Source organism: Ectothiorhodospira lacustris (assembly GCF_022227845.1).
In the GTDB taxonomy this organism is placed as follows: Bacteria; Pseudomonadota; Gammaproteobacteria; order Ectothiorhodospirales; family Ectothiorhodospiraceae; genus Ectothiorhodospira; species Ectothiorhodospira lacustris.
The window spans coordinates 57,458-74,656 of record NZ_JAJNQN010000010.1 but is presented as its reverse complement, the minus strand read 5'-3'; the positions used below and the strand labels follow the sequence as shown (position 1 = coordinate 74,656).

Annotated in this window: 14 protein-coding genes; 8 read left to right on the top strand and 6 right to left on the bottom strand. The window is 48.4% G+C overall.

Annotated elements, in window-relative coordinates; translation table 11 throughout:
- Positions 1–721 precede the first annotated feature (721 nt).
- From LQ956_RS08810 to LQ956_RS08775, 8 genes are all read left to right on the top strand, one after another.
- Positions 722–2,182 (top strand): glycosyltransferase family 39 protein, encoded by a 1,461-nt coding sequence (locus LQ956_RS08810; RefSeq protein WP_238629841.1) that lies wholly within the window; start codon positions 722–724, stop codon positions 2,180–2,182.
- A complete protein-coding gene (locus LQ956_RS08805; RefSeq protein ID WP_238629840.1) occupies positions 2,183–2,605 on the top strand; it encodes a GtrA family protein in 423 nt (140 codons plus the stop codon). It abuts the gene before it with no gap.
- Positions 2,566–3,549 (top strand): glycosyltransferase family 2 protein, encoded by a 984-nt coding sequence (locus LQ956_RS08800; RefSeq protein WP_238629839.1) that lies wholly within the window; start codon positions 2,566–2,568, stop codon positions 3,547–3,549. Before LQ956_RS08805 ends, LQ956_RS08800 begins: the two co-directional genes overlap by 40 nt.
- A 101-nt stretch (positions 3,550–3,650) precedes the next feature.
- Positions 3,651–4,664 (top strand): glycosyltransferase, encoded by a 1,014-nt coding sequence (locus LQ956_RS08795; protein ID WP_488349798.1) that lies wholly within the window; start codon positions 3,651–3,653, stop codon positions 4,662–4,664.
- 208 nt (positions 4,665–4,872) lie between these two features.
- Positions 4,873–6,288, top strand: coding sequence for a putative O-glycosylation ligase, exosortase A system-associated (locus LQ956_RS08790; RefSeq protein WP_238629837.1), 1,416 nt, complete (start codon positions 4,873–4,875; stop codon positions 6,286–6,288).
- A gap of 12 nt (positions 6,289–6,300) precedes the next feature.
- Positions 6,301–8,208, top strand: a complete 1,908-nt coding sequence (locus tag LQ956_RS08785; protein ID WP_238629836.1) for a hypothetical protein — start codon at positions 6,301–6,303, stop codon at positions 8,206–8,208.
- Positions 8,209–8,222: 14 nt separating this feature from the next.
- The gene (locus tag LQ956_RS08780; RefSeq protein ID WP_238629835.1) at positions 8,223–9,134 is read left to right on the top strand and encodes a hypothetical protein; all 912 of its coding nucleotides are present in this window, start codon (positions 8,223–8,225) and stop codon (positions 9,132–9,134) included.
- The gene (locus tag LQ956_RS08775) at positions 9,131–9,961 is read left to right on the top strand and encodes an FkbM family methyltransferase (protein WP_238629834.1); all 831 of its coding nucleotides are present in this window, start codon (positions 9,131–9,133) and stop codon (positions 9,959–9,961) included. Before LQ956_RS08780 ends, LQ956_RS08775 begins: the two co-directional genes overlap by 4 nt.
- A gap of 28 nt (positions 9,962–9,989) precedes the next feature.
- Here the strand turns inward: LQ956_RS08775 and LQ956_RS08770 are convergent, their stop codons facing one another.
- The 6 genes from LQ956_RS08770 to LQ956_RS08745 form a co-directional block, all read right to left on the bottom strand.
- Entirely contained in the window at positions 9,990–10,982 is a 993-nt protein-coding gene (locus LQ956_RS08770; RefSeq protein WP_238629833.1) for a glycosyltransferase family 2 protein, read from the bottom strand.
- Positions 10,983–11,061: 79 nt separating this feature from the next.
- Entirely contained in the window at positions 11,062–11,907 is an 846-nt protein-coding gene (locus LQ956_RS08765; RefSeq protein ID WP_238629832.1) for an ATP-grasp fold amidoligase family protein, read from the bottom strand.
- Positions 11,908–12,050: 143 nt separating this feature from the next.
- Complete coding sequence (locus LQ956_RS08760; protein WP_238629857.1) at positions 12,051–13,022, bottom strand: glycosyltransferase family 2 protein; 972 nt, start codon at positions 13,020–13,022, stop codon at positions 12,051–12,053.
- A 99-nt stretch (positions 13,023–13,121) separates the two neighbouring features.
- Positions 13,122–13,916, bottom strand: coding sequence for an FkbM family methyltransferase (locus tag LQ956_RS08755; protein ID WP_238629831.1), 795 nt, complete (start codon positions 13,914–13,916; stop codon positions 13,122–13,124).
- A gap of 136 nt (positions 13,917–14,052) precedes the next feature.
- Entirely contained in the window at positions 14,053–15,096 is a 1,044-nt protein-coding gene (locus tag LQ956_RS08750; protein WP_238629830.1) for a glycosyltransferase family 2 protein, read from the bottom strand.
- Between the two features lie 104 nt (positions 15,097–15,200).
- Entirely contained in the window at positions 15,201–17,006 is a 1,806-nt protein-coding gene (locus LQ956_RS08745) for an ABC transporter ATP-binding protein (protein ID WP_238629829.1), read from the bottom strand.
- Positions 17,007–17,199: the final 193 nt, after the last annotated feature.

Sequence of the window (17,199 nt, the reverse complement as noted above, 5' to 3'; positions counted from 1 at the left end):
TCCGGCCAGCTCTATCAGTGGTGCCCCAAGCCCCAACAGAACACCTCGGTTACACAGGCGTTCTGGCATCCAGATCACTGCTCACAGCAGGGTCACGAATAGGTCGTCTCAGGTAAGGCAGGCTTTGTGCCAACATCTTGCTAATCCTCCCCCCAGATTAGAGAATCAAAGGCAACCAGACAAAAAAATATGGGTCCGCCGCAACCAAGCTCCTGGCAAACCTCTGGCGAGCATTCATTGGAAGACGTTTCACCCTGTGCCGACCGGGTGTAGGATAAGCCCCATAAGAGTAAAGCCGGTCACATCAGCATGGCTTAATGCAGATGTTCAAGTCACTGACAATTCATAATCGGCATAGCCTGGACGCCGCTTCTACCAGCACAGCACCAAAATGCGTGCCCGCAGGGAGCACGTCTCTGCCGGATAGACCACCATGGGAGGCTAGAGTGAGCATCAGCGGTCGGGCCAACCCACATTTGGCCAAGAAGGCCCGCGCACCTTATAGCAAAGCACCACCAACGGGTGGCTGCACTTGTGGCCGATGCCTGAATCTCACGCATCGGATGCAACCTCGATTCCCGCAGCACCGGAGACGCAAGTTGCGGCAACCATTCAAGCCTCCAGCAAACAAATTAAATCACGCCCATACCTCCATTTTTATCTCCCTGCTTTAAAAATGGCATCTGGAATTATACAACCGCATGCTAAGGAAGCTCATATTGTGAATACTTCAACCGGCATAAGGCTCCTACTTACACTCATTATCGTTGGCATTTTAGGAATAGTATCAATCCAGGTACTGATTGCCACCCCACTACTTTCAACGCGCCTGCTATTTGCCCCCTCCCCCTGGATAAACTGGCTTATTGGGATACTATTTTCAATGGGGATATTGACGACACTTTTCATAGGTCGCCAGAAATTAACTTATCTCTTTGACCGCACCGAAAATCTCTCAAAAAAACCATCCACAGCCATGTGGCTAGGGTCAGTAATTACTATAGGAATAATCCTGAGGCTGCTTTGGGTTATCAGCTTTCCAGCATCTCCATCGTCAGATGGAGCCACCTATCTCTGGCTTGCAGAAAAACTTAGCAGAGGCGAAGAATATGGCGGTACAGGATGGCGAGCTTTCTGGCCTCCGGGGTACCCATTTCTGCTTTCCCCCATAGTGGCCATCTTTGGTTCAAGCAAAGAAGTTATCGTCGGAACGAATCTGGCGATATATACCGGCACCATAATAGGTGTATATTTCCTTGGACGCACAATTGGAGGAGAAGCATGTGGGCGCATTGCCACAGCCATTATCTGTATCTGGCCCACACACATCGCGCTCACCGGTGTTCCTGAAAAAGAGATGCCCCTGATACTCATACTCGTAATCGTATTCCTGCTTCTTTACCGCAGACCGAAAAATTATAAAATTGCTCTTCCGGCAGGAATGATCCTTGGCTTTGGTGCCTTGGTTCAGCCGTCAGTGATTCTACTGACAACGGCAGTCATAGTCTCCGACTTCCTAATCCGGTCACCCGCAAAAATAATACTTATGAGACTAGCACTCATACTATTGGGAATGGCATTAATTATATCACCTTGGTCTATAAGAAATTATCAGGTTTTCGACCAGTTCGTACTAATCTCCACCAATGGCGGCGGTGTCTTCTATAAAGCCAATCACCCCGAGGCTACAGGAGGTTTCATTCGAACACAATGGACGGACCAACTTGACCAATATCCAGAGCTTGAGGCCAACGCCTTAGGATTCAAGTTAGGCATGGAATGGATACGTGAAAACCCAATGGACTTCCTGCGCCTTGCCATAGAAAAGCAAATACTATTCCTGGGAGACGACAGCACAGGAATCTATGAAACCCTACGACGTGGCGGAATCCAGGTGAGTGAACCGACATATGCGGCATGGAAAGCTGTAGCAAACTCCTACTGGATCCTAATCTGGATAATCATTCTAGTGGGCACATATCGATGGCTTAGCCGGCGCGAACCGCCTTCAATTTTGCTACTGCCCATGATACTTGTTTTTCTATATTTCTACAGCATTCACTCTATCGTAGAGAGCGGCGGCAAATATCACTTACCAGCGCTAGGTTTTCTAGCAATAATCGCGGCATTAAGCATTACAGAAAAGCAACGCTCTCATCGCCAATCTCAGCAAAGGCCATGAATGCATATTGCGCATCAATTTTTAGCCTTCGTAACAGTCGGCGGCATCTCTACCGCCGGCCACTATACACTTTTTATCGGGCTAGCATATACAGCAAATGTGGAGCCTACCCTTGCATCCACCATAGGATTTATCGGTGGCGCAATCATTAACTATATCCTGAACTATCGCTTCACATTCAAAGCAACAGGAACCCACACAACCATTGCTCCACGCTTTATAGCAGCGGCACTGAGCGGCATGCTACTAAATGCAGGACTGCTAGCCACAGGAGTATATATTTTAAAGATAAATTATTTAGCTGCACAGATCGCTAGCACGGCTGTGGTGCTATTCTGGAACTTCATAATCAACAAATATTGGACCTTTTCAGGACAAACGCCATGCCCAACCACCCCCCAAAAGAATCAGACAAAAACATAACAACCATCTCAATTATTGTCCCCGCGTATAACGAAGAAGAAGTCATACTCGCACTTTACGAAAGAATTAAATCCGTCACCAAAGAGCTTCCCTATAATTTCAGGCTTGTTTTCATAAATGATGGCAGCAAAGACCATACAGCTGAGATAATCACACAATTATCTGAAAATGACCCCCAGGTTGAGCTTATTAATCTCAGCAGAAACTTTGGGAAAGAAATTGCAATGTCGGCTGGACTCGATCATGCGACAGGAGAAGCTGTGATCATTATCGACGCCGACTTACAGGACCCTCCAGAGCTAATCCCTGAATTATTAGAAATGTGGCGTGCGGGAAACGATGTGGTTTATGCCAAGCGTATCTCGCGTGACGGAGAATCATTGCTAAAAAAAATTACTGCATACCTTTTCTACCGTACCATAAAAAAAATTGGCCATGTGGAAATTCCCGCAGATACAGGCGATTTTCGACTCCTGAGCAGGCCCGCCATTGATGCCCTGAAATCCCTGAGAGAACATCATCGTTTCATGAAGGGTCTCTTTGCCTGGATCGGATATAAACAAACTGCAATACCCTATCATCGGGATCGCAGATTTGCCGGATCTACCAAGTGGAATTACTGGAAGCTTTGGAATTTCGCGCTTGAAGGAATCACATCTTTCACCACAGCACCACTTAAGATAGCAACCTATTTTGGCCTGACAGTTGCTGCACTTTCATTCATCTACGGCATCTGGATGATCGTCCACACACTCATTCACGGAAACCCTGTGCCTGGCTACCCATCATTGATGGTGGTAATCCTTTTTCTAGGCGGAGTTCAACTAATAGCACTGGGAGTAATAGGAGAGTATCTGGGCCGAATGTTCGATGAAACTAAACAGCGCCCTCTCTACCTAATTTCCGAGCACATAAACCCGCCCTCACCCCATCATAAGGAGTGAAAAATTACCAACTTTCAAGCTCTCGCCATAACAAATGTGGCTTGTGCTGGAACAGAGCTAATCAGCTAAAATAGCAACCAACAATTCAAGCCGAGCACATAATGCACAGATCTTGCCATGCAACTCACGGCGCCCCAAGCATCAATAGCAAAGCGCAACCAAGCAAGCCACTTGTAAGTATTGTAATGCCCTCATACAACACTGGCGCTTATATACAAGAGGCTATTGAGAGCGTACTCGACCAAGACTACCCAAACATAGAACTCATCATCGTTGACGATGGCTCAACGGATGAAACCATCGACTTACTAAAAAGCTATGGTGATCGCATCACTTTGATCACACAAGAGAACCAGGGAGCTGCTGCTGCAAGGAATGCTGGAATGGCAGCGGCAGCAGGTGAATACATCGCCTTTCTTGATTCTGATGACATATGGTTACCCGGCAAGCTATCCCTTCAAATTCAGCATCTTGAAAGACACCCGAACATCAGCATGGTTTACGCCCGATGGCAAGTCTGGAAACCAGATACCGAGGGAAGATTTCCGGCGGCCTTATCATATATCTCTACCCCCACAATGGGGCAGCCAGCCAGCATAGTTCCAGATCGCTCCGGCTGGCTCTACAATCGACTACTTTTCAGCTCTCTACTCCACACAATCACAGTGGTGTTCCGGCGAACCCTCATCGATACCATTGGCCTATTTGATACTACACTAAAGCGCGGCCAGGATTATGACTACTGGATAAGGGCCTCACGAGTGACAGAGATCCATCAACTTGACCGTATCCTTGCACTCTATCGGGTACATGGACGAGGGTGTATCCACAAGTGGCCTCATGAAAACTATGAGCGCATAGTGGTTGAAAAGGCCTTGGCCCGATGGGGACTCAAAGGCCCCAACCAAGAGTATACAGCTCCAGCTGATATCAAAAAACGTCTCGCTGATATCAGTTTCGATTTTGGTTATCATCATTACTGGGCTGGAGACCCGCAATTGGCACTACGCTCATTTGCTTACTCCGCCACTCGAAGGCCCGGCCGCCCGGCAACTTGGCGTTACTTGCTACTAAGTGCTTTCAAAACAGTAAAACATCGCCACCTTTCCTTATGATAATCATGCCTCATGCGCCACTAAGCAGGGAATATAAAATGCTGAGGCAACCCCCTTTCGTGATTTTCCAGATCAAAACAGCATGCAGGCTCAAGTCCCTGAAAAACACCCAAGGTTGATTTTATGAATCATAAAAAGACTATCCTGCCTCTTAAAGTCCCGCACTGCTCACAGGACTTTCTGATATACGCGCCCCAAAGGTCTAGTCATGCGTGATCTTTTGCTATTTGCCATCACCATTGGCTTAGTGCCGATAATACTGCTTCGCCCTTGGGTCGGGATCCTTGCATGGTTCTGGGTGGGGCTTTTTGTTCCTCATGCGCATACATGGGGATTTATGCGGACATTCCAAATAGCTGTCGTCATTGGTCTCGCGACCCTTATCGCCTTGTTTCTCACAAAGGATCGGCGACCCATGCCATATACCCGAGAGATGGCCATGATGTTCATCCTGGCCGGGTATTTCACCTTGACAAGCTATTTTGCAGTAAACCCGACTGGCGCTTGGGCGCAGTGGGATACAGTCATGAAGATCATGCTCATTACTTTCGTGACGCCAATACTTATTTATGGTCAGCGCCGGATTGTGCCATTACTACTCATCATTACATTTTCCATTGGGTTTTATGGGATCAAAGGAGGTTTTTTTGCCATCAGCACGGGGGGGGCACATATGGTTCTAGGCCCTCCCAGAAGCTTTCTGGCAGGCAACACCTATATTGGCCTGGCCATGCTGATGATATTACCTTTGATATTGGCCAGCGCAAGAATGTTTTACTATCAATGGATCGACTTTGGTTGGCCATGGATACGCAGTTGGTCAAAATATATTTCTTGGGGAATATATGCAGCATTTTGGCTCACCATCATTGCGATACTGGCAACCCACTCACGGGGGGCATTGCTCGGATTTCTTGCGATTCTGCCGTTCCTTTTTCTCAGGATGCAGTACAAAGGCACCATGATTGCTGCAGCACTCATCGGCGTGCTTGTGCTTGGTGTGACAGTACCCGATCCACTCCTGGAAAGGTGGAAAACAATCCAGACTTACCAGGAAGATGACTCATCCATGCAGCGGATCCAGGCCTGGGGAGCAAACTGGAACATGGCAAAAGAACGCCCTTTGCTGGGAATGGGATTCCGACATACCGGCAAGGGCTTTGACTGGTGGCTCAGCTATGCCAATTTTGACGGCGGCTGGGGACACCATTTTTCTGCTCACAGCATCTACTTCCAGATGCTGGGACAGCACGGATTTGGTGGCTTAGCGATATGGTTGCTATTGATCGGGTTTACATTCCATACACTGCACCGAATAAGGCGAACCGCCGCGAAAAGAAAAAATCAGCTATGGCTGGCCGAATTCGCTTGGGCTCTGCAAGTTGGGCTGATAGGATTCATGGCAGCAGGGACCTTTCTGGATGTCGCCTATTTCAATCTCCTGTATGCTTTTATCGCGTTGACTATCATCATGCGTCGTGAACTTGAAGAATCCGAATCACCGACCGTAATCGAAACTGCTACCACAGGAGATAGGAGTAAATTACTATCCCAAAGGATTCGATTTCCAGACTTTATCGCATCTGCACAAGTGGACGCCGCTGACAAAAAAAACTACAACTAGGAGATCGATAACATGGATGAGCTATCACAACCTGTCATCGGCGATCACTCAAAAAACTTTTCTGGACTACCGTCCCAACCTTGCTCACGACGCCTGGATAAATTCACGGACCAGATCACCTTAAATCTAGCGGCATTCATCAGGCCTGGATCAGGTGTCTGGGATCCCATACGGCAAGACCTTATGCCAAATAGTCACTATGGTCAAAGTAGCTTGGCCCTAGCCTTGGCACTGAAAAACGGTACCGAGAGTACTACGTGGACGGACCTTCTTGAGTCATGGCTATCAACCCCACCAGAAGCAATCCGTCATGAGCCATTCAATCGGTTATTGCTATTATTGCTGAGAAACACCCTTGATCAAAGCGACACACATGCAGCCACCAAGCTCATAATTAACTCCGCCATGCCCCGCTTCCCCCTACGGGGCCATTACTCTTCCAACAATTGGACACTGCTGGCAGCTCTCTGCCGAATACTGGAGGCGACATCCGATCGCGAACGCATACAGCGTGGAAAAAAATTCATCGAACTATTAGATAGATGGACTACGCCCTCTGGTGGGTTCATAGATTATCCGTCCAAACCGAAAAATTCATGGGGAGCAACCCCCATGGCCTACCACCACAAAGCACTATTTGTTGCTGTTTTAGCCGCATGGCACATGGATTTTCCTGCACTGAAATCCAAAATTCAAAAAATGCTAGATTGGGTAGCGCTTACATGGGATGGAGCTACCCACGTGGGAGGCTTTGGTCGCAGCACGCATGCGCTCTACGGCGATGCCTGTCTCCTGGCAAGCCTATTATTGATGGGTTTTTCCGATGAGAGGCAGCGCCATAATTCAGGCTACCACATCATTACCGGGATACTGGATCGCCTTGACCGACAAACGCGAGTAGATGGGCTCATATCACTCAATCCGAATATAGCGGAAGACAAGGAAGCCGGTTGGGATAACTATATGGAACTAGGTGTCTATAATGCCTGGCTTGCAGGCATACTGACTTGGGCACAGCACACCAACAGTAGTGCTGAACCAGCTTCAAATTGGCTACATCACCTGAGTTTTTCTCATTCACAAACACATCTCATAGAAGATACGGATGCTGGTTTGCTCCGATTTGAGTCAAGGGAGATGGTGGCACTGGTATCCACTCGTGGACAACCCCCGCAGCGCTTTAGCAGTACAGAAGTCGAATTTCGCTATGCAGGAGGCGTGCCATTCCATCTGGTTTTGGGGGGACAATGCCTATGCCCTCCACCCACTCGCACAACTGCGGATGCACTTCTTAGAAATCCCGCATTAGCAGGCTGGACACCCATATTCCAAACCAGCACCGGCATTTATGGCCTGACTGATTTTGATACCGTTGAAATTTCAGAAAAAAATGAAGTGCTATCCGTTCACTTATCCGGGTATCCGGTTTGCCTATTACGGCAACCAGTCATCGGCCTTGCTCAAAGAGTCCTGGCGGCATTGGACTGGCGCTTGCTTAATGGAATTTATGGACAGAAGAAGGCGCTTAGCCGAAACCATATACAGGATCTTCGCTGTACGATCTCGCTTAATTTCGCATCGAAATATGGAAAGCTGTCCCATGAGCTCAGAATTGATAATCGTGGCAAAGAGCCTTTCATGCTCTTGAACCCTGCCGGCCACGCGCTGATGACGGCGGCGACTGCATTCACAAAAAAACTGGAGATCATATCCAAAATTCAGGGAGTACCTCGAAGAATACACCCCTACGGATTGGATGAAATTCGCACTGCACAGTTGGATTCCTCCATGCCTACGGCAAGTGGATTCTGCCTTCCACCGCAGGCAATCGATCCTGGTAAAACCGCATTTCTAGTGCGTCATGAATGGGTGGGTAATGATCCTGAAATCCAACCTCATAACTCCTCGGTAATAACCTAACAAGAGAGCCCAAAATGCCCTCATTAGCCAAGTACAAAAAACGGCTATTCAACTGGAATGCGCGCGGAATTCTTAAGACAGCCCCTATTGTCTGCAACCCCGAAAGCCAAACCATAATTCTCAGCCAATCACATGACCCCGACCTGATCATGCTGCTAATCGCAGCAAAATCGCTCGCACAATTCATCACGCCGAGATCATTTTTCATCATAGATGATGGGCTATGCCTAAATCATAGAGAAATCATCGAAAAACACTTGGGAACAGTCGAATTTATTCGCACTTCAGACATTGACGTCGGCCAGTGCCCACGTGGTGGCTGCTGGGAGCGCCTAGTAATGATTTCATGCCTGTGTCCCCGGCACTACGTAATCCAACTGGATTCAGACACGGTGACGGCTCGCGAACCGACCGAAGTTCTTCAGTGCATCCAACAGAACCGATGCTTCACGCTAGGCACTCGCCTTGGGCGCTCACGCACCCCTGTTCATGATGCCAGTAAACTCGCTCACGCCATGGAGAGCCAGCATATTCAGGTGCTGGCTGAGCGTGCACTCTGCAATTTACCCAATGCATTGGAACGCAGCTATATCCGCGGCTGCGCTGGCTTTGCGGGATTTGCCATGGAAAGCATCAAGTTCCAGGAGCTTGAGAACTTCTCCGTGGAAATGGAGAAGCAATTAGGTAATGAAAAATGGTCTTCCTGGGGTAGTGAACAGGTTGCATCAAACTATATGATTGCAAATACCGATAACCCGCTTGTCTTGCCTTTCGAGCATTATCCGTACTGGGATCTCAAGCAAGATCTGGAGGATGGGAAAATTATCCATTTCATCGGTGGGCACAGATTTGATGGGGGAGCCTACACCCGCCAAGCTAAACAGATCATAAAATCCCTTCCAAAATCACTTGGTGGAGCAAGATGAAAACTCTTTACCGCATTATTGCAAAAACACCAAACTATCTCCGAAAATTCGGGATTATTCACGGAATACGGTTGCTTTTTTCCATGGAAACCCGCATGCATCAGGCGCCCGGCACCATTAAGCAGTACCAGACACCCGGCTATCCTTCCAAGATTCACTTACGCAAGACCGTCAGCGATCATTCCATATTCTGGCAGTGTCTGGTTCTACAGCAGTATGACATATCAGGATTCCCGCAGAGCAAAAACCTGATCAACCAGTATCACAAAATGATCTCTGAAGGGAAACGTCCACTCATCATCGACTGCGGCGGCAACATCGGGCTATCCACGCTCTTCCTGGGATTAAAATTCCCCGAGGCTCAGATTATCGTCGTGGAACCAGACAGGGCGAACTATGAAATCCTAAAAAGCAATATTAAAGCCCTGGGCGATCGGGCAACCCCGCTACTGGGAGGGGTGTGGAGTCAAAGTGGGCACCTACGCATCATCAATCCGGATTCAGGCTCTGCCGCATTCAAGGTTGATGCGGAAGATAGCGAACATGCAGACACCGTTCCCAGCTACACCATCAATGACATTTGCAAACAAGCCGGAACTGATGCCCCTTTCATCATCAAGATCGACATCGAAGGCGCACAGTCAAATCTCTTCCAGAAAAATCTGGAATGGGTTAAGAACACCAATCTTATAATGATGGAACTGGATGATTGGCGGTTACCATGGCAAGGGACGAGCCGATCATTTTTCTCCTGCGTAAGCACATACCCGTTTGATTACCTGCTTTCAGGTGAGACCATATTCTGCTTTCGCGATTTTGGAACATAGCCAGCAACCACGACCATAGCATCACCTACTATGAAAAGCGTTTCCAAATGCTCAAGGCAAGATTAGGAACAAACCACACCGCACATATTGGATCCTCGCGAAATGTCGACAGGATCCGAGACCAGTCTACTGGCCTGCCGGTGCGAAGCAGGTGTAAGGTGTTCCCCGCCAAACCGCGGCGAGCTTCTGCAAGCTGCTTGGCAATATGGTCTCTCTGGGCAGACGTCAGCCGTATCTGTAACAGAATACGCTTGCAAAGACGAATATAACTGGAAGCCAGTCTTATGGAGCCAGGAGCCCCCCACTGAGACTTGTCAAAGATATTCACTCCTTCGCCTTCATAGGCATAGATCTTTGGTGAAAAAGCCACTCGATCCAAACCCTGCCCCAAAGTGAGCTTGAACAGTCGATCCTGTCCATTGAAAATAGAAGGATCAAACCGTACCGTTGGGAACTTGTCGAACCGATATGCCATTGTGGTCGGCCCGATAACATTCGTCCGGTAGACCAGCAAATCGAAAAAATCGCCAGCAAATTCGTAAATTTTACGAACCACATCCATCTGTTGGTGATCCTCGGGTGCCATGCTGAATCCTGCCCCAGAAACCCACTCAAAGCGGGCAGTTTTCTGGCCAATGCGCTGGCTGTTGCCAATAAAAAGATCACACCCAGAGCGCAAGGCAAATACCGCATCACTTAGAAAATCAGCGGTCCATTGATCATCTGAGTCAAGGAAAGTCACATAGGGAGTTCCCGCAGGAACTTCATCCAAACCCCGGTTTCTGGCCGCACCAGGGCCGCCATTGGATTGACGGATAATACAGATTCGTTCCAGCATGAGAGGCTCTAGCCCTGCCAAATCTTCGGCTGCCGAGACAGGCGACTCATCATCCACAACGATAATCTGAAAATTTGTGGTTCCGGAATGCTCTATGATGGAGAGCACGCACTGCCGCAGAAGACCAGCCTGTCGCTGATAGTACGGGATAACAACCGCAATTTCCGGTGTCGCATTACTCATGTGTGATCTATTTCCTTTCATCGTGCGTGCGCGAGCTCACCCAACCTAGGTATTAGTCTCTACAAGCCCGGATTCAGTCCTACACACCGGCTTGCTTGTTTTGAGACAAAGGAAGGATATACCCATCCTGTGACATTAGTTCCGCCCACGCCTCTTCCCAGGCTTTGCCCAACATGCGGTCGATGTCTCTTCGAAATGGTGCCTTGAACCCGGGAAACGGCGTGATTTCTCCTACCATCGGCCCGATGTGGTCCTCGTACAAATCCACGCGAACAAATGGAAAACGAATTTTTCGCGAAATGCTCTGCGCGACCTCAGTCAACTCCTTCGGGAACCGGGGAGCAGGAAGTGTACTCAGGACAGGAGCATCATTTCTTGCCTTGCCAAGATCCTCCCATTGTCCATCCCACCATTTAACATCCCTGATTTTTCGCGTTTTCCATGAATTCTGGCAAACCACCCCCACTCGCCCTTGAAAACACCAAAATTTCCAGTCATACGGAATCTGCCCTTGGCGCTGTGGATCCTGAACCAACGCCTCTATCGTGACTGATTCCGTATGATACGAGATATCATTTGCATGCCGTAATATCGTGGATGAAATGTAATCAGGCGTGACATAACCCTCAAACAGGCACTTCAAGCCTGCCTCATCTCTGATAATGGGAAATACGCCACGACTGGTAGAGCCTTCAGAAGGTTTGATGACAAATGCATCAGGCAAGCTGTCATATTTGATATCCAGCGGCGATTTTTCCCCGCCGATGACGGCGGGCCTTCGGAATCCAAGCTGATCGATCACGGAACGTGCACCACCTTTCCCTAAGGCCTGCGCATGTGAGAAAGCATATACTTTTCTCAACCTTTCAATCTCCATGATCTTTTCTTGAAATGATGGGCGCCTCCAGGGATAGTATTTCAACATCACTCGATCAGAAAAACTGCCCACCGCCATACTTAGCGATCGCATACTACCTCCCGGAGAAACGGCGCTACGTTGCCTACCCTACTGGAATCGCAAAGACAGATAAGTAACGACAGTCGGATAGTCAGAGAAGAAAAATTGCATCAATGCTCATCTTTAGTAGAATTTCGGCTTTCGAGATGACGCCTACGCACACCTCTCATATGGCCCAATCTTTCAGTGAATTTAAATTTCGCATGAAAGCGATCCACCGGATTCCCCATCAACACGGCCTTGATAGACCTTAACCACGCCAAAACCATCGCACGGAAAAGCCAAAGTGGAATTCCTGAAATTGTCTTGCCACATTCGGCTTTGGAAAGATTATAGCCACTGGAAATGGCCGTTTTATAGGCCCTTTCCAGTGCCCATTGAGGCGAAGACCGACATTCAGGCACATAGTGCCAGACAATGGCGCCCCTGATGTACTCGGGTCTGATGCCAGCCTGTGACAATCGCTGCTGCGTCACCGTTTCCTGACCTGTCCCACCAGAGAGCCCCCCAGGCCCAAACTGCTGGTCAAAACCGCCCACTTTCTTCAAATCTCTTGAAAAAGCCGCCCAGTTGGCCCCGAAAAAGTACATGCGCCCCAAGGGAGCATATTCTTCTGGGTGCCATCCCGTCGATGATCTCGGCAAATATCCACGCAACCATTCGGGGGGAGTTTTTTCGTAGTCAACCAATAGCCCCCCACCAAAGAAACGTCCTTCGCAATCATGTCCGGCAGCATTGGAATAATGGATGAGCAAGTCTGGATCAACACGCACATCATCATCAAGAAAGACCAGCAGTGAATCCGGAACGGTTTGCAGGACTTGATTCAGCGCCAAGCTCTTATTACCACCTGCCGTATAGTGATACTCAGGCACGACCCATGTTCTTTTTTGCCTGACGATTTCCTCGGCACCATACCTCCCTCCGTTTTCTATAACAACCACCCGAACAGATCTCCCCTCAGGCGCCCTGCATGCCAGCACTGAATCAAGGGTTCGTTCAAGGAGCAGGACACGGTCATGGGTTGGTATTACTAAAACCAGTGGCAGCGAGATAGATTCTGCATTACTTTCTGTTGTCATCATCAGAACCAAATAAACTTTAAGTAATTAGGAATTTAGCCCACAGAAAACAAGGCAGCCACAAAATTCATAAAAACAGCACCAGAAAATACCTAAAAATCAAGAGGCAATATTTTTATCAACAGAGAGTCGCTTCATATTACTAATGACTATACTCTCCCCAGAAAATGACTCACTGTATTCGAAGTCGGAAAGGGCATCGTCAAGGGCCGCTCTGCAGCCAGGCCTGAAGCGGTCATGCAATTCAATAATTATCGTATCAACCGAATCAATCCACGAACCACTATCACCAAGGACTTCAAGCTCGGCGCCTTCAATGTCAATCTTTAATACATCAATACGATCGATATTAAAATCACTCATTAAATCAGGCACACTGGTTGCCATAATGCCATGCTCAGAGTCGGCCTCTACGACACGAAAACTCCATGTATCAACCCCCTCATCCTGAATTGCTAGGCAAGTCGTTCTACTCCATAGACCCGCATGAACTGGCTTAATGTTGGCATATACACTTACATTTTTTTTTAGTAACTCGAAATTTGAGCTTTCAGGCTCCACAGCAATAATCATCGCTCGTGGGTAACGTTGGGCAAAATAAACCGAAGAAAGACCGATATGAGCTCCCGCATCTACAATCACCACAGGCTCCCCCACATCAAGCCGATATTCTTGAGCCTTAAAGATTTCATCATATACTTTTTGATCTGCAGTACAGGGTCGTAAAAATACGCCAACCCCAGTAACATGATCCGTTACACGAACCGCTTTCCCACCCAACAAAAAATGGATATAAGCGAATATCGACGAAAAAAGCCCAAAACGACTTCTGCACCAGGATAAAAAGCACCAACGCTCATGCTTAATTATTTTTTTTGCCAATGACTTAATCATACGCCCCCGACTTATGGCATCTTTGGCTAGGCAGCCGCGGTCACACACGCACCAATTGATTTAATTCGCCATCGATGCCCTGCAGATGAATCAAATAAACCGCAACCCAAAAACATCAAGAAAACTCTTCCAACCATCAACCATGACGAAAAAAATATCGATCGTGAAGACGTGATTTAACCTGAGAAACAAAAAAAGGCGTCTTGAGCTTGAGCGCGAGGCCTTTCACACGACTAAAACTATCGACTCCATACGCGATATCCATGAGCTTTTTATGCTCATCCTTGAGAATCTTAGCCTCATCCTCATAGGCATATGGGTGTTTCCTGACAAACCCTTTTCTTAATTCTTGAATATAGCTAAATACTCGCTGAAGATCTGCAACAGAATACTTTGCGTACTCCATGGACTTACTCATACCGTAATACACAAAGTTACGGCAAAACTGCAAATCCCTTAAATCGGCAAGTTGATCAACATAGCGACCGTGCAACTCCTGAAGACTTGGCAGGAGCGGACCATCTGCAGAGATCGCTTTTGTAAATGTCGCATTTCCTCCCCAGACTCTGCGTTTTAAAAGGACATCTTGGTGGTTTTGAATACGACAGGAAGAAATCATTCGCGTCCACAACTCATGATCTTGCGACACTCGACATGCTAAACTATACCCATTAAATTTCCTGACCACATCTGATCGCATCATCACTGTGGGATGCGCAACACTCGTGCGAAACAACATTCGCCATGCAACCAACCCGGCTGATGATGGCAGTGCCCATTTCCTGTCTATCTGTAACCCTGCATGATCTATACTATCAATTTGACTACCAAGCACCGCCACCTGTGGATGGCTTTCCAAAAACGCATACTGTTTCTCCAATCTCTCTGGTAGAGATATATCATCCGCATCCATGCGCGCAATGTACCCCCCTTTCGCAAGATCAATTCCCCTATTTAGTGCAGCAGGTATTCCTTGATTATGCTGATGAACAAGCCGAATCCTCTTATCAAGACCTGCATAGTAGTCAAGGAGCTCTAAACTACCATCCGTTGACCCATCATTAATGATGATGAATTCAAAGTCTCGAAAGGTCTGGCGCAATATACTTTCAACGGCTTCGCCCAGATAAGGGCCGGCGTTATAGACTGACATCACCACACTAACTAGAGGTGTTCCCATCTTAATCCTTCCTGGCAACCTTGCGGCATGCCTTTGATATCATCGGTGAAAAACTCAAATACCAGCATCATGGAGATACCCAAACTCAACCAAGACCCGCCGTTTCATTGCTCGGCTCCAGATGCCAGTTTCTGCAAATGTGAACCAGCATTAAGCAATTCCTGCCAAGCTCCCTGTTCAGCCACTCGCCCCTGAGACAGCACATAGATACACTGGCAAGGCTCAACAGTACTCAGCCGATGGGCAACTAGAATTATAGTTTTTTCTTTTGATAAATTATGAATCGCGTCCATAACAGCTCGCTCTGTTGCATTGTCGAGCGCACTGGTGGCCTCATCGAACAGAAGTACAGCAGGGTCACGATACAAGGCCCGGGCAATACCGATCCTTTGACGTTGTCCACCGGATAGTCGAACGCCTCGCTCGCCAATGACTGTGTCATAGCCGTATGGCAGATCTTTTACAACAAAGTCATGCAGATTGGCCAAGCGCGCAGCCTTGCGTACCGCATCATGGTCAATCCTTCCCGCGGGTATACCAAGAGCAATATTCTCCGCAACACTCTGATCAGCAAGAAAGATTTGCTGGGGCACATACCCCAGGCTTGCCTGCCAGGCACGAATATTTGTGGACGTCAGACGTTCATCGTCAATCCGGATATCTCCTTCATCAGGATCCAGCAAGCCCAGCAACAAATCGATGAGCGTACTTTTTCCTGCCCCCGAAGCCCCGACAAATCCGACCGTTGTACGCGCTGGAATGCTCAGATTCAGGTTATGTAGCGCCGGCTTGTCGCTGCCCGGATAGTGATATGTCAGATTATTGATCGTGATATCCCGCTGAAGCGCCAATGGTTTTACGCTATGGTTTCGCAACATCAGGGGACGCGAACCCGCTCGATCACCCAAGTCATCAAGAATGTTGTCCACAGCAGGCATGTTGAATCGCAACGCGGCGCTAGTGCTGAAGATTTTTTGGAAGGCTGGTATGAGCTGTTTTCCGGCAAGCCCATAAAGACCGATCAACGGCAACGCCTGAGCGACCCCACCCGGGCCTGACATCAGATACAAAGCCAGCAGCAGTACACCACCAAAAGCGATGGCTTCGATCGCGTACTGGGGAATCGTTTCGAGAAGACTCACATTCGCCTGGTTTTTGGCAAATCGCTTTGATGGATCCCGAAAACGCTCCAGATAGTCGCCCTCCCGCCCCAGCAGGCGTATCTCCTTAGCGCCATCAAAGGCTTCAGCTGCCGCGGTAAAACGCTCACGATTGGCCTCGACTTGGTCCCTGCCAATACGGTGCAGCCAAGTGCGGGCCGCCAGGTATATGGCGCCGTAGATACTTCCCAACCCGACAGCCACACCAAGAGACAGCCAAGGCTCGACCACGATAAGGAGCAGAATAATTGCGGCAGCCAGGAGCACGTGACTGAGTAGCCGCATCGCGGGCATCAGCACGCCACTGATGGCCCGATTCGCTTCCTGTAGCACCGTTTTGGCCAAATCAGCCGAATTCCGGGTAAGAAAAAAAGTGTATGGCCTGCGTAGATAGTCCGCCATAAGGCGGCGTGAAAGCTCATACTGCTGCATATGAGAAAATCGGGTAATAGCCCAATTAGTCAATGCCTGTAGCGCTGTGCCGGACATGAAGATGACAAAAGCCATGATGCCCAGAAAGTAGAGAAACCCATCCACCGATTCAAAACCGATTGCCATGTATACAAAGTTCAGCCAAGCGTTACGCTCTACAACACTTGGATCTGAAAGTACCGTTAGAAAGGGCATGACCGAGGCGACACCCGCCATCTGCATAAAGGCAGTAATAATCATCAGAAGCGCCAGCGCCAAAACCTTGAATCGGTCTCGAGGCTCAAGCAATGCGTTCAGTTTGACAATGCTTTGCAACATGATAAGGGCGTTATCCGGGCTTTAGAGAACATGGGACATGGTGATGGTATACAAAACGGGAATGAGAGCCAGGAGCCTGGATTGCCAATTTTTGCGACTTACCAGTCACTCCGGCAGAAAGCGCGTAGTTACCTGATGCACTGGGCTGATTCTACCCGTACAGGCCAACCTCTCTCTACCACAGATTACTCGT

What these genes read in the sequence shown, in the direction of transcription:
- LQ956_RS08805 (WP_238629840.1), top strand. Translation starts at nt 2,183, where the DNA reads ATGCATATTGCGCATCAATTTTTAGCCTTCGTAACAGTCGGCGGCATC.
- LQ956_RS08800 (WP_238629839.1), top strand. Translation starts at nt 2,566, where the DNA reads ATGCCCAACCACCCCCCAAAAGAATCAGACAAAAACATAACAACCATC.
- LQ956_RS08795 (WP_488349798.1), top strand. Translation starts at nt 3,651, where the DNA reads ATGCACAGATCTTGCCATGCAACTCACGGCGCCCCAAGCATCAATAGC.
- LQ956_RS08790 (WP_238629837.1), top strand. Translation starts at nt 4,873, where the DNA reads ATGCGTGATCTTTTGCTATTTGCCATCACCATTGGCTTAGTGCCGATA.
- LQ956_RS08785 (WP_238629836.1), top strand. Translation starts at nt 6,301, where the DNA reads ATGGATGAGCTATCACAACCTGTCATCGGCGATCACTCAAAAAACTTT.
- LQ956_RS08780 (WP_238629835.1), top strand. Translation starts at nt 8,223, where the DNA reads ATGCCCTCATTAGCCAAGTACAAAAAACGGCTATTCAACTGGAATGCG.
- LQ956_RS08775 (WP_238629834.1), top strand. Translation starts at nt 9,131, where the DNA reads ATGAAAACTCTTTACCGCATTATTGCAAAAACACCAAACTATCTCCGA.
- LQ956_RS08770 (WP_238629833.1), bottom strand. Translation starts at nt 10,982, where the DNA reads ATGAGTAATGCGACACCGGAAATTGCGGTTGTTATCCCGTACTATCAG.
- LQ956_RS08765 (WP_238629832.1), bottom strand. Translation starts at nt 11,907, where the DNA reads ATGTTGAAATACTATCCCTGGAGGCGCCCATCATTTCAAGAAAAGATC.
- LQ956_RS08760 (WP_238629857.1), bottom strand. Translation starts at nt 13,022, where the DNA reads ATGACAACAGAAAGTAATGCAGAATCTATCTCGCTGCCACTGGTTTTA.
- LQ956_RS08755 (WP_238629831.1), bottom strand. Translation starts at nt 13,916, where the DNA reads ATGATTAAGTCATTGGCAAAAAAAATAATTAAGCATGAGCGTTGGTGC.
- LQ956_RS08750 (WP_238629830.1), bottom strand. Translation starts at nt 15,096, where the DNA reads ATGGGAACACCTCTAGTTAGTGTGGTGATGTCAGTCTATAACGCCGGC.
- LQ956_RS08745 (WP_238629829.1), bottom strand. Translation starts at nt 17,006, where the DNA reads ATGTTGCAAAGCATTGTCAAACTGAACGCATTGCTTGAGCCTCGAGAC.